The 11,013-nt window shown below is 64.7% G+C and carries 18 protein-coding genes; 7 read left to right on the forward strand and 11 right to left on the reverse strand.

What is annotated here, in order from left to right; genetic code table 11:
* Positions 1-65: 65 nt before the first annotated feature.
* Entirely contained in the window at positions 66-524 is a 459-nt protein-coding gene (locus ABZ664_RS15490) for a hypothetical protein (RefSeq protein WP_362508981.1), read from the reverse strand.
* Between the two features lie 143 nt (positions 525-667).
* On the opposite strand from ABZ664_RS15490, the gene ABZ664_RS15495 reads away from it, so the two are divergent.
* Complete coding sequence (locus ABZ664_RS15495; protein WP_362509252.1) at positions 668-859, forward strand: VOC family protein; 192 nt, start codon at positions 668-670, stop codon at positions 857-859.
* On the opposite strand, the gene ABZ664_RS15500 is transcribed toward ABZ664_RS15495, so the two are convergent.
* The 8 genes from ABZ664_RS15500 to ABZ664_RS15535 form a co-directional block, all read right to left on the reverse strand.
* Complete coding sequence (locus ABZ664_RS15500) at positions 836-1,456, reverse strand: hypothetical protein (protein WP_362508984.1); 621 nt, start codon at positions 1,454-1,456, stop codon at positions 836-838. The genes ABZ664_RS15495 and ABZ664_RS15500 overlap by 24 nt on opposite strands.
* Positions 1,453-2,250, reverse strand: coding sequence for a hypothetical protein (locus ABZ664_RS15505; RefSeq protein ID WP_362508987.1), 798 nt, complete (start codon positions 2,248-2,250; stop codon positions 1,453-1,455). The genes ABZ664_RS15500 and ABZ664_RS15505 overlap by 4 nt, the downstream gene beginning before the upstream one ends.
* Positions 2,251-2,564: 314 nt before the next feature.
* Positions 2,565-3,191, reverse strand: a complete 627-nt coding sequence (locus ABZ664_RS15510; RefSeq protein WP_362508990.1) for a hypothetical protein — start codon at positions 3,189-3,191, stop codon at positions 2,565-2,567.
* Between the two features lie 171 nt (positions 3,192-3,362).
* Positions 3,363-3,746 carry a MazG nucleotide pyrophosphohydrolase domain-containing protein gene (locus tag ABZ664_RS15515; RefSeq protein ID WP_362508993.1) on the reverse strand — a complete coding sequence of 128 codons (384 nt, stop codon included), beginning with the start codon at positions 3,744-3,746 and terminating at the stop codon, positions 3,363-3,365.
* Between the two features lie 97 nt (positions 3,747-3,843).
* The gene (locus tag ABZ664_RS15520; RefSeq protein WP_362508996.1) at positions 3,844-4,179 is read right to left on the reverse strand and encodes a helix-turn-helix transcriptional regulator; all 336 of its coding nucleotides are present in this window, start codon (positions 4,177-4,179) and stop codon (positions 3,844-3,846) included.
* A complete protein-coding gene (locus ABZ664_RS15525; RefSeq protein ID WP_362508999.1) occupies positions 4,176-4,547 on the reverse strand; it encodes a type II toxin-antitoxin system RelE/ParE family toxin in 372 nt (123 codons plus the stop codon). Before ABZ664_RS15525 ends, ABZ664_RS15520 begins: the two co-directional genes overlap by 4 nt.
* 130 nt (positions 4,548-4,677) lie before the next feature.
* Positions 4,678-4,881 carry a DUF397 domain-containing protein gene (locus ABZ664_RS15530; protein ID WP_362509002.1) on the reverse strand — a complete coding sequence of 68 codons (204 nt, stop codon included), beginning with the start codon at positions 4,879-4,881 and terminating at the stop codon, positions 4,678-4,680.
* Entirely contained in the window at positions 4,868-5,716 is an 849-nt protein-coding gene (locus ABZ664_RS15535) for a helix-turn-helix transcriptional regulator (RefSeq protein ID WP_362509005.1), read from the reverse strand. Before ABZ664_RS15535 ends, ABZ664_RS15530 begins: the two co-directional genes overlap by 14 nt.
* Before the next feature lie 199 nt (positions 5,717-5,915).
* Between ABZ664_RS15535 and ABZ664_RS15540 the strand changes: the two genes are divergently transcribed.
* From ABZ664_RS15540 to ABZ664_RS15555, 4 genes are all read left to right on the forward strand, one after another.
* Positions 5,916-6,095: a hypothetical protein gene (locus ABZ664_RS15540; RefSeq protein ID WP_362509008.1), complete on the forward strand. Its 180-nt coding sequence runs from the start codon at positions 5,916-5,918 to the stop codon at positions 6,093-6,095.
* Positions 6,096-6,157: 62 nt separating this feature from the next.
* On the forward strand, positions 6,158-6,484 hold the full coding sequence (locus tag ABZ664_RS15545; protein WP_362509011.1) for a hypothetical protein: 327 nt from the start codon (positions 6,158-6,160) through the stop codon (positions 6,482-6,484).
* On the forward strand, positions 6,481-6,666 hold the full coding sequence (locus tag ABZ664_RS15550; RefSeq protein WP_362509014.1) for a hypothetical protein: 186 nt from the start codon (positions 6,481-6,483) through the stop codon (positions 6,664-6,666). The genes ABZ664_RS15545 and ABZ664_RS15550 overlap by 4 nt, the downstream gene beginning before the upstream one ends.
* Positions 6,667-6,928: 262 nt before the next feature.
* Positions 6,929-7,162, forward strand: coding sequence for a hypothetical protein (locus ABZ664_RS15555; RefSeq protein WP_362509017.1), 234 nt, complete (start codon positions 6,929-6,931; stop codon positions 7,160-7,162).
* On the opposite strand, the gene ABZ664_RS15560 is transcribed toward ABZ664_RS15555, so the two are convergent.
* Positions 7,134-7,430, reverse strand: a complete 297-nt coding sequence (locus ABZ664_RS15560) for a helix-turn-helix transcriptional regulator (RefSeq protein ID WP_362509020.1) — start codon at positions 7,428-7,430, stop codon at positions 7,134-7,136. The genes ABZ664_RS15555 and ABZ664_RS15560 overlap by 29 nt on opposite strands.
* A gap of 394 nt (positions 7,431-7,824) precedes the next feature.
* Positions 7,825-8,589 carry a transposase family protein gene (locus tag ABZ664_RS15565; RefSeq protein WP_362509023.1) on the reverse strand — a complete coding sequence of 255 codons (765 nt, stop codon included), beginning with the start codon at positions 8,587-8,589 and terminating at the stop codon, positions 7,825-7,827.
* A gap of 552 nt (positions 8,590-9,141) precedes the next feature.
* Here ABZ664_RS15565 and ABZ664_RS15570 point away from each other — a divergent pair.
* Positions 9,142-10,125: a DUF6461 domain-containing protein gene (locus tag ABZ664_RS15570; RefSeq protein WP_362509255.1), complete on the forward strand. Its 984-nt coding sequence runs from the start codon at positions 9,142-9,144 to the stop codon at positions 10,123-10,125.
* Positions 10,126-10,326: 201 nt separating this feature from the next.
* Positions 10,327-10,962, forward strand: coding sequence for a class I SAM-dependent methyltransferase (locus ABZ664_RS15575; RefSeq protein ID WP_362509026.1), 636 nt, complete (start codon positions 10,327-10,329; stop codon positions 10,960-10,962).
* Positions 10,963-11,013 lie beyond the last annotated feature (51 nt).

Consider the following 11,013-nt stretch of genomic DNA (forward strand, 5'->3'; position numbering starts at 1 on the left):
GTTCGGTGCGCGGGCCGGAGCGCATCGGGCCGACCACCGCTTGATGTGGGCCGGCACGATGGATGTCAGGCGGCCAGAGCCAGCGCCGGAGGCAGGTAGGTGATGTCGCTGGTGGCGGTGTAAAGGCGCCAGTTCAGCGAGGCGGGACGGCTCACCACGGTCACGTGCAGTCCCGCTGCCGCCAGCCAGGCCGCGAGGTCGACGAAGTAGCCGTCTCCCGAACCGATCACGACTCGCTCGAACCGCAGGTCGATCCTGTCGCTCACGGCCGCTTCCGTGAGGGCGCTGTCGGCTCCGTCGGCGCCCGGACGGATCAGCAGCTGCACCCCACGGATCGCGATTCCCGCACTCACCATGGAGCGAGGGTTCACCGCGACGATGAACTGATCCTTGGGGCCGATCGGGACGCGCTCCCGATACTCGTTCATCGTCTGCCTCACCTCGGCCGTTGTCGGCGCGGAGGACGCCGTCAGGTTCTCGATGTCCAGAAGGTGGATCGACCGTCCGTCACGCAGGGATCTCATAGCCCGCACCCACTCACTTCTCTTCGCGGCAAGAGTCTTGAGAATAATTACTGTGAACTTAGTATGCAACTTCTTTGCCAACAAGGCGTTCACAGTGAAGCCGCCTGGGAAGTCCGAACATCAACGCCGTCACGCACTCGCAGATCTACGTCCCCGACCAGGACGAGGCCCTCGACTTCTACGTCGGCAAGCTCGGCCTGGAGGTCAACGCCGATGTCGACCTGGGCTTCATGCGCTGGCTGACCGTCAACGTTCCCGGGCAGCCGGATCGCCAGGTCCTGCCGGAGAAGCCGGGCGGCCCGGCCCCCGGCTCACCGCCGCGCCGGGTCGCGTGACATCCGGATCAGCACCGCGAGGCCCGCCACCAGCAGCAGCGACCAGCGCAGATGCGCCGCCGTCCAGTCCTGCGGCCGGAGTGTGAACATCGCGACCGGTCCCGGCAGGACGAACAGCAGCAGCCATCCGCCCACCACTCCGGGCGCCGCCGCGACACCGGGCTCCCGCATGCCGTACCTCGTGGCCAGCGTGGCGGCGCCGGCCAGGCCCGCGGCGAGCAGGCCCGCCAACTCCACCGTCGACCACCAGATCCACACCGCCGGCATGCCCGGCGCCAGGACCAGCAGGGACACCCCCCAGACCGGGGTGACGCAGAGCAGTGCGAACCCCAGGCGCAACCCGGTCCGTGCCGCCAGCGGCACCGGCACCGGCGCCAGCACCTCGGCCGCCACGTCGTCCAGCACGAACACCACGGCCAGCGTGACCAGGACGGCGATCACGCGTAACGACCAGACCGTGCCCTTCCAGGTGAGCGGTTCGTCGTGGGGCCAGGCCAGCACCACAGCGGTGAGCAGGAACGCACCCAGCAGCGGCTGCCATCGGATCACCTTGCCGCTCAACCGCGCCAGCAGGGCCAGCTGAGCCAGACGGATCATGGAAGCTGCCAGACGCCCGTGACCACCGCGCAGAGCACGGCGACCGCCCCGGCTCCCAGCCAGAGCTCGCGTCGTGAGCCGTCCCTGAGCATCGCCAGTGCCCCCGCCCCGATGGCGAGTGACAGCAGGTAGAGCGCGTGCGGACCGGCGTGCCCGGGGACGAACCCTGCCGGGGCGAGGTACGGCGCGGGCCCCCAGATCGTGAAGTCCAGGTAGAGGCCGAGCATGTACTGGCCCCCGTGATCAAGCATGATCTTGTTGAAGGCCATCAGCGCCAGCATGACGAGCACCGACGCCCCCGGCCACGGCAGCCACCTGGCGACGGCCACCCCGAGCAGGCAGGCCCCCAGCACGTTCAGCGGTCCGGTGCTCAGCTCCGCCAGGAACGGGAAACGCTCCAGCTCGTTGCCGGTGACCACGTAGAGCCCGGCCAGCAGGGCCTGCGCCACACAGGCCAGCGCGAACGGGCCCAGCGCGGCCAGACAGAGCGCGGCGGTGCGCCGCTGCCGGTCACAGGGGACGACCGACAGCGTCTCCTCGGCCACTCGCGTGGCGCCGGCGACCAGGTTCGCGGCGAAGAGGACCGGAACCCCCCAGAAGATGGTCATCTCCGAGGTCAGCGCGGCGAACGCGGGTCGCGGGCCCGCCCAGCCGTCGCTGACGACCCGCAGTATCCACAGCGCCAGGCCCAGCAGGGTGAGCGGATGCCGCAGAAGCCGCCAGGTCTCGTTCCGGGCGAGCGGCGGCACGACCCGTACCCCGGGGGCGGACGCCCGCAGAACCTCGGCGGTCACCGGGTCACCCCCGGCGTGGCGTCCGCGAACGACAGTGGGTGGCCAGGCGTCCCGCACACGTCACGGTCACCGCCGGCAGCGATCTTCGAACTCTCGTGGCCGCTCATACGAGCCGACTTCTCATCGATTTCACGTCCGTCTGTCGCGCCTCGGCACCCGGAGGGTTCACGGATACGCCAATCAGCTTGAAACCATTTTGACGGCTGTGCTTCTCCCCGCGGCGATCAGGCTCGGAACCCCGGCGACGGACATCCGGAGTCCGGTGTGACAGGTGTCAGGCCACCCTGGCACCTGTCACCGGGTGCGTACGCCGGTCAGGAGGCAGAGGGCTGGTCGCGGTCCTGGCGCTCGCCCTTGTCCCGCCCCTCGCCTTTCTTGCCGTGCCCGTGCCGGCCCCGGCCCTCGCGCTGGGGCACTTCGTGGATCTTGACGGCGGTGGCCGTCTCTCCCTCCACCTTGGCCATGACCACGACCTGCTGCCCGGTCTTCAGCGCCTCGGTACCCTCGCCACCGCGGTTGATCCGGGTGTCGCTGTTGATCGCGTACTCCTTGGTGTAACCGTCCGCGCTCTTGACCGTGATCGAGCCCTGGCTGACGGCCGTGACATCGCCGTACTGCCCGGCGAAGGTCACGTAATTGCCCTCCCGGTCGGGTGCCACGAACTCACCGTGAATGGGGTGGCCGCCGAAGCCCATCTTGGGGCCCATGCCCGGCCCCTTCTTGGCAGGCTTCTCCGGGGGAGCCGACGGCGTGGCGGTGTCGGTGACCGTGGGCGTCGAGGCCGGCGCGGGCGAGAACGCGGTCGCGCCGGCGACACCGGCCCCCGCGACCACGACGAGCGCGGTGGCGGCGGCGAGCATCAAGGAGCGAGGGACACGGCGCCTGGACGGCTCGTTCGCCGGCGTCTCCGCGGTGCTGAATCCATCCTGCTCAGGGGTCATCTTCCTACCTCCCGACAGTTGAGCGATGACACCACGATGCACCACTGCACCTAAAACTGCCGTAAATGCGGCCTATATCCCGATATTTACCTTTTGCCCGACTTACTCCCGCACGCGGAACCCGGCGCGAGGAGGCCGTCGCCATGACGCCCAGATCAGGAGCACACCGGCCTACCTCCAGACGCGGGTCTCGTTGATCCGCTCTTTTTCCCGCAGGGCTTCAGAGAGGTCGACTCCGGCGCGGTTGGCGATCGACGCGACGTAGATGAGGACGTCGGCGAGCTCGGCGCCGACGCTTCCCGTCGAGCCGGCAGGGTCGATCGGCAGGGAGGCGTGCTTGCGCACGGCCTTACACACCTCGCTGGTCTCCTCGCTAAGCTTCAGACATTGCTCGATGATCGTGCTGTCGGAAAAGCCGCGTTCTTGCTCCATCTCCGCGACATAACGCTGAAGCGTCTCCAGCGACGGGGAATGTGTACTGGGAAGAGGCTGCATGGTGATCCCGAGTGTGACGGGTGAGAACGTCGTGGACGACGCGATCGTGATAAGGATCATCCGGCCTCGTTTCCTCGCCCGACCACATCCAAGCCGAACGAGACCAAGTAAGCCTTGAGTTGGTTTCGCGCAGCTGAATTGACGGCGTGCGCAGGGGTTACGCAGCGTGGGTGTCAGTGCCGCGCAGGATGTACAGGTCGTCGCCGAAGACGGCGGAGATCTGGAGATGGCCGCCGAGGGCCTGGACGTAACGGGCGATGGCCTCGACGGTGGAAACCTCGCCGCGTTCGATCTGGGAGACACGGCTCTTGGTGACGCCCATCCTCTCGGCCACCTCAAGCTGGGTCAGGTCCAATGCGGTACGGCGTTCGGCGAGGCGGTGGCCGTCGATGTATGCCTGGTTGCGTTTGCGGGCTTCGGCGACCACCTGCTCGCCCCCAGCGTCGGCGACAATGCCGGGGCGTACGTCGCTCCACTTGGGAAAGTTCGTCATCGCCGGCCCTCCTCTTCTTCCCGTTCCTTCACATACCGCGCGTACAGCTCTTCGGCTTGCGGGATCACCCGCCGGTACCAGCCGGACCAATCTCCCGATTTGTCCCCGCCGACCAGCAGGATCGCCGACCGCCAGGGATCGAACACGAAGATGACTCGTATCTCCGAGCGTCCCGCCGATCCAGGCCGCAACTCCTTGAGGTTGTGGACTTGCGAGCCCTCCAGCCGGTCAACCAGTGGCCTCCCCAGCCCGGGACCTCCCTCGGCCAGTCGGTCGATAGCGTCGACCACTTGAGCTTTGGACCTCTCATCCAAGGCGTTGACCCAGGCTAGGAACTCGTTGGTGACGCGAATCTCCCACTCCTCCACGCCGCGAGTGTAGCAAATCCTCTACCGCACGGGGATGGGGCAGGCAACGCGACGCACGGACGAGGTCTTGCGCTTGCCGCACGGCTAGGCACGTCCGAGGCACCTCAGCCGTGCGGCACTCGTGGTCGGGTCAGATCTCTTCGCTGCGGATGCCGGCCAGGAAGTTGTTCCAGGCCGCCGGAGAGAAGGTCAACATCGGGCCGGACGGGTCCTTGCTGTCACGCACAGCGATGAGGCCCGGAAGGTTGGTGGCCACCTCTACGCAGTTGTCGCTACTTCCGCCGCTGTAGCTGCTCTTACGCCATGTGACGCCAGTCAGGTCAGAGGGGGGCATGGTCACTCCTTACCGCAGCTATGAACGCCGCAGACTCTTCGGGGGACAAGCACACACCAGCAAGACGCTCGAACGTCAGCTTAAGGTTCTCCACCTGATCCGTCGCCTCCACATAGACGTCTCCGCCTGGGCAACCGGTGTAGCCCACCACTGGATCTTCGGCATCAAATGTCAGCAGAGAGAAGGCGCCTTCCAGGCCACAGTGCGCACCGACCCGAAGTGGAAGAACCTGAACGGTGATGTTGGGCCAGTCCATGACTTGAAGAATGTCTCCCAGTTGGCGAGCCATGATGCTGGGCGAGCAGACGGGGCGGCGCAGAGCGCATTCGTCCATGAGTACATGCAGGGCGGGCGCCCGTGAGCTGAGAAGGCTGATTTTGCGTGCCATCCGGGCTGCGACATACCGCTCCAGTTCCACGGAGGCCAGTCCGGGACGAGATGTACGGATAAGTTCGCGGGCATAGTCCTCGTTCTGTAGAAGGCCCGGTATCAACAGTGGTTCCCAGCTGCGGATGGTCGTCGCCTCGGCCTCCAGGCCGACATAGGCGCTGGCGAACACATCGCTGTAGGCGGTCCACCAGCCACGTTGGTTGGCATTTTGACCGAGTTGGATCAACCCAGCCTTCGTCGGCGGGTCCACAGCGTATAGATCACAAAGGTCAGCCACGTCCGTGTCGCTGGGCATGGTCCGGGCGTTCTCGATGCGGCTTAGCTTGGCCGTGGACCAACGGAGCGGCGTGGCCACCTCTTCCAGAGTGAGGTTCGCCTTCTCGCGCAGTCTTCGCAGCTCACGGCCGAGGCGGCGGTGTCGAACGGTGGGACTCGCAGAAGCCATGCCGACAAGCATGCCTGATCACAGCCGTCGTACGCCGAGCAAATTTATACAAGGCACTTGTGATCATGTAAGTTGCACGCAACACTGCAAGGAGTCACTTAACTACTAAGAGTGATGGGCGGGGCAAGGGTGTCCATGCGACACCACCGCCATCGCCGGCTGCCCGCTACCTGGTCCGTTAACTCAGGGTGAGGATTCCATGACATTCGCGGACCGCTCCGTGCAGCTCCTCGACAGGCAGGTGGGCAGCGGCTGTTTCGCCGAGGTGCCGCCGATGCCGATGGGGTGTGCCCTCTGCGGGCAGGCCCCCTACGCGCACGGCTGTCCCGGCCACTCGGCCGGTACGGCGAACCCCTCCAAATCCTTTCCCGCTTCATAAAACAGGCCCGCCCCACGCTGGCAGCATCCGGACGGGCCCTTGATCAGATGGAGGTCCGATCAGTGAGCGATGGTAGTTCCACCTACCCCGAGTCCACCAGTCCCGAGACGACGATCCCCGGCTGGCGGTTGATCCTCAGCGACGCCGGGCGGTTGTGGGCCAGCCGGAAGGAGCCCTTCTCCGAGGCCGCGGCCCATGCCGGGGCCGAGCGGACCGTCGACGGCGACAGCCTGGAGGCGTTGCGGGCCGAGACCGACCGGCAGGAGACCTTCGCCCGCGAGGCGGAGGAGCAGGCGGCACGAGAAAAGGAAGCGCAGAAGGCTCCTGCCCCGAAGACCCGAGAGCCGGGGACACGGGAGCAGGCGCAGGCCGGGCAGGTGATCGTATGATCCGCCGTACTCTGGCCCGCGCCCGGGGCCGCCACCGCGACGGGGTGGTCATCACCTCCGTACCGCACTACACCTGGGACCACGAGGCCCGAGCCGAGGCCGCGATGCTGGAGATCACCCAGCCCGGCTGGTCCGTCCTGTACGGCACCAGCAGCCGTCTCTTCCACGCCATCGCCACCTGACCCACCCCCGAGCCGGTGCTCATCTGCGACCGGACCATCGACGGGTTGAAGACCCAGATGCGCGAGGCCGAGATGACCGCACTCGTCCAACGCTGGGAACTCCCCACCACCGGCCGATCCTGAGCACGCACGGCGGTCCCGTCCCTTCCCCGGTCAAAGACCGCCGTGCCACCCAAGACGTACCGCGAGAGTGCGACGCGGTGCGCGACGCGGGCGGGTCCGCGCACCCGGCCCCGCCCGCGTCCCCCAGACAGGAGCCCTCATGACCGCTCCACCCCACGATCCGCTCACCGCACTACGCCAGGCCTTCCCCGGCTGGTACATCGACCACGATCCCGTCCTCGGCCGCTGGATCGCCCTGCGCCACCGCCCCCTCACCGTCCAGGAACACAAGGCCGGAGCCAAATACTTTCTCCAACGCGCCTGCCCCGATCGCCTCAGCGCCGCCCTGACCGACCAGACCGAACTCACCCGCCGCCCCCGTACCGCCCCTTGAACCGGTAGATGGCACGTTCGATGTCGGCGACCTGCGGACGGTCAGGCTCGTGAAAGTCACGGGGACTCTCGCCGAGGAGCACGACGGTGCGTACGCCAAGGACGAAGGCGATCTGCCGCAGCAGCGGTATCGAGGGGATTCGCTTGCCTTGCTCGATCAGTTCGATGTGCCGGGTTGTGCACCCTGCCCGCGTTGCCAGCGCCGTGGTGCTCATGCCTTTGGTTTCACGCTGGCGTCTGATCGTGTGCCCCGTGATGACGTCGCGCATAAGGCTCTGCCTCCCCTGAAGGGTCGACCTCCTCAGGCTAGTGGCCCGTCTCCGAACGTTGACCGGGTATCACGACCGGGTGACCGGCTCTCTTCAGGTCTGGTTTCCCCAGCAAGGTTGTGTGACGGCCCACTAGATGCGCAGAGTGCGCTCACGCCGGGGGTTCTTGTATGGCGGCAGGAAAGTCTTCCGAACGACGCGGGTAACTACCGGCCACGAGGCGTGAACTACTTGGTGAAACCCAAAGGTGGCATCAAATATTACTACACATACGATCACCTGCTAGACGGAGATGCATTCTTCCTACGCCTCCACAACAAATCGGGCACGCGAATCAATCCCCAATCCGGCTCATCGAAAAACGTAATGCCTATTTAAGTGCAGTGAACGTATTTCATCCCGATTCGCGGGTCTGGAGAACGCAGATGGCTTTGATGAGCTGACCTGCGCGAAGGGTACAACAGCGTAGTTTCCGCAGGATGCGCCAGGTCTTCAGCACCGCATTGGCGCGCTCGCCAGTGCCCCGGAGCTTGGCGTGGGCGGAGTTGGCCGCCTTCTGCGAGGCAGGCTTCTTCCTCCCTTCGTACGGCACCAGCACCCGCGGGCCGGCGCCGATGTAGGCCTTATCGGCAAGGGTGATCAGTCCGGCGCTCTCCAGACGCCGGATGATGCCCCAGATCCGCGCCGCCGTCAGGTCGTGCACCGACCCTGGAAGGGAGCCCGACGTCCACAGCGGCGTACCGTCCGGAGCAGCGACGATCTGGACGTTCATGCCGTGATGATGGTGTTTGCCGGAGTAGTACGGCCGATCGGCGGCGACCCGGTCGATTGGGATGAGCGTGCCGTCCAAAACGACGAAGGCGTATCCGGCGCGCTTGGCCGTGCGCAGCGCCTGATCCAACGTGGGCGAACGCCGCGCGAGCAGGGCCACGGCCTCGTGAACGTAGCGCCAGGCCGTGGCCGCCCCGACGCCGAATCCGGCCGCGACCTCGGCAAACGTCTCTCCCTTGCGCAGGTGGACCAGGACCAGCAGGGCCTGCTGCCCGGGGTTGAGTCGGCGCCAGGTCGAACCGATCGAGGTTCGATGACGGCGGATCACCCCGGCAAGGTAGGTCAGGGTCCGACGTGACAAGGGCAGCGCAGCACGATAGAACAGCAACTCGAAGCCTCTGGTTACAGGTTGATCTTGGTCGACAACCCTTATACCAGGGGCTTCTCTACGTCAGGGCCGAACCCAGCAACCTACAGCGAGCTCACGACCTGCGACACCAGGTTGGAATCAGCTCATTGATCCGGCCGACCAGCCTGGTTCCTCGCCCGCCGATCCCTTTGTAAAGGTCAGCGTCGAGATCGCCCCACTGTGGTTCGGTAAAGCCCGACCGGGTAGTTCACGGTTGCTCGGTGGTTGCTCATTGGTATGCGATACGGGGCGACATCGCGCACCACCAGCGGTTACTTTGACAGCGGCAAATTCGGGCGGTCTGATAGAAATAGACAGATGAGCGACTGCTTTCGTTGCACGGGATTGTCATCCCAAGATCGCATCGACCTGACGCGCATCGTCCCAGCTCACGAAGCAAATGGGCTGCCGCACTAGCCCTTACAGGAGCACCCGATAAACCCTATCGATGCAAGTTATGCTGAGTTAATCGAAGCGGGCCTGCCTGACGACCTATGTCTTACCTGGTGTCTGGGCGACAATCTGGAGAAGATAGCCGGTAAATTCGGCGCAGACACGGAAACCGGACTTTGGGCATCGATTGACGAGTTGGAGGAAATGGAAGCAGAGGACGACTCAGAATCTCTAATCGAACTCGATTCGCTGGGTAAGTGGGCGATAGCGTTTGAGCCCAATGGCCATGAGGGGGCAAGGAAGGCCGTAATGGAATCCGTTTCCATCGGCGGGTGCGCCTTCAGCGTCTTCTGGAACGTGGAATTGGACAGCTCCATCATGTACGCAGTCGACGGTCACGTCCTGACATCGTTCACCCTACTCGACCTTGAGCGGCGGTCGGGAAGCGCCCCAGAGGCATTGGATCAAATGATGGCAGAACTAGGCATTGGTCACGGGTTGTCGATTCCGGCCCTTAAAGCGCGACTCCTGGCGCTGGGAGAGGCCATAAGCGGACAGCCCATAACTCCAGAATTTCTGCGTTCCCCAAAGTTTGCCTTCCAGATAAACAACCCGATCCAAGATCCACTTATCTCTCGCGAGTACCTGGATCCGAGAGCTCCATTTCTAGACGAGCCCGAGTTTGCGCGAATCCTGGCGAACCCCTCGCCTACCATCGCACCGACCATCACCAACATGATCGTCGCTATCGTTGTTTCTGCAACTCTTTCAGAAAATCCTTTGGTAGAAGATGTTTTACGGCTACTCAATCACGGGGAGCAGCATAAAGGAGAAAGGGAAATGCTACAAGCAAAGTTGTTCGAACAATCATCAGAGGGAGAAAGAAAGGCAGGCTCATTGCGTAGTGACTCTACACCGAATGCACAGGAAGAGGCTGTGCAGGCGCAGAGGAAAAGCCGTTCTCTCAGCGTCCTCGCCAGAGCACTAAATCCCCATCAAGTAAATGCTGCATATGGCGCTGCATTGGAAGCAGCAAGCATTCCCCTTCTTTCAATAGATGACTCCATGCGCCTGAACGTACTTTGGAAAGTCGCCAAACATATTGAGTCCAGCGGCCATTGAGGCGATCATAAGTATTGAGATTTTCCGGATATCCCGCCGATCTGTCTACCGCTCCAGCAGGGACGACTTTCCTTCTGATCTTCTCGAAAGTCTCGGAACTTATCATTACTCAGCATCATCCCGGTCAGCGGGATTTACTTCCCCTCAACATCGAAGGGCTGCTATATGACGAGTGCCGAAAGCGGACCAAGTGCTTCGATCGTGTCTTTCTGGGATGCCTTCGCCGCCTCCTTCGACGAGGAGGCCGACCACGGTCTTCGCGACCCCGCCGTCAGGACCGCCTGGGCGGAACGCCTGCGCTCCTGGATGCCCGCCTCACCCGCCGACGTCCTGGACCTGGGATGCGGCACCGGCTCATTGTCCCTGGTGCTCGCCGAGCAGGGTCACCGGCCGGTCGGGGTGGATCTGGCCCCGCTGATGATCGAGCAGGCCCGGCGCAAGCTCACGGCGGCCGGTTTCGACGCCACGATGATGGTGGGTGACGCGAGTGACCCGCCCGCGCGGGCCGGGACGTCTTTCGACGTGGTCCTCTCCCGTCACCTGTTGTGGACCCTGCCCGATCCGCAGGAGGCGTTGCGCCGGTGGATCGGTCTGCTGCGGCCCGGCGGGCGTTTGGTTCTCATCGAGGGACGTTGGGCGTCGGCAGAGCCGGGTGAGGATCAGCCCTACGAGGGGAAGTCCGAGCCGCTGCCGTGGGCGGGCGGGGTCGAGGCGGAACGTCTCCTGGCGACGCTGCGGCCACTGGTCGACACCGCCCGCGTCGATCCACTGCCCGATCCCGTCCTGTGGGGACGAGCCGTCCAGGACGAGAGATACGCCGTTGTCGCGTTCGCGTAGTCGTTCGCGCTTCAGGCCGGCCCCCTGGGAGACGGCAGCGGTGCGGCCGGA

The sequence above is a fragment of the Streptosporangium sp. NPDC006930 genome (assembly GCF_040635605.1).
In the GTDB taxonomy this organism is placed as follows: domain Bacteria; phylum Actinomycetota; class Actinomycetes; order Streptosporangiales; family Streptosporangiaceae; genus Streptosporangium.

What these genes read in the sequence shown, in the direction of transcription:
- ABZ664_RS15490 (WP_362508981.1), bottom strand. Translation starts at nt 524, where the DNA reads ATGAGATCCCTGCGTGACGGACGGTCGATCCACCTTCTGGACATCGAG.
- ABZ664_RS15500 (WP_362508984.1), bottom strand. Translation starts at nt 1,456, where the DNA reads ATGATCCGTCTGGCTCAGCTGGCCCTGCTGGCGCGGTTGAGCGGCAAG.
- ABZ664_RS15510 (WP_362508990.1), bottom strand. Translation starts at nt 3,191, where the DNA reads ATGACCCCTGAGCAGGATGGATTCAGCACCGCGGAGACGCCGGCGAAC.
- ABZ664_RS15515 (WP_362508993.1), bottom strand. Translation starts at nt 3,746, where the DNA reads ATGATCCTTATCACGATCGCGTCGTCCACGACGTTCTCACCCGTCACA.
- ABZ664_RS15520 (WP_362508996.1), bottom strand. Translation starts at nt 4,179, where the DNA reads ATGACGAACTTTCCCAAGTGGAGCGACGTACGCCCCGGCATTGTCGCC.
- ABZ664_RS15530 (WP_362509002.1), bottom strand. Translation starts at nt 4,881, where the DNA reads ATGCCCCCCTCTGACCTGACTGGCGTCACATGGCGTAAGAGCAGCTAC.
- ABZ664_RS15535 (WP_362509005.1), bottom strand. Translation starts at nt 5,716, where the DNA reads ATGGCTTCTGCGAGTCCCACCGTTCGACACCGCCGCCTCGGCCGTGAG.
- ABZ664_RS15540 (WP_362509008.1), top strand. Translation starts at nt 5,916, where the DNA reads ATGACATTCGCGGACCGCTCCGTGCAGCTCCTCGACAGGCAGGTGGGC.
- ABZ664_RS15550 (WP_362509014.1), top strand. Translation starts at nt 6,481, where the DNA reads ATGATCCGCCGTACTCTGGCCCGCGCCCGGGGCCGCCACCGCGACGGG.
- ABZ664_RS15555 (WP_362509017.1), top strand. Translation starts at nt 6,929, where the DNA reads ATGACCGCTCCACCCCACGATCCGCTCACCGCACTACGCCAGGCCTTC.
- ABZ664_RS15560 (WP_362509020.1), bottom strand. Translation starts at nt 7,430, where the DNA reads ATGCGCGACGTCATCACGGGGCACACGATCAGACGCCAGCGTGAAACC.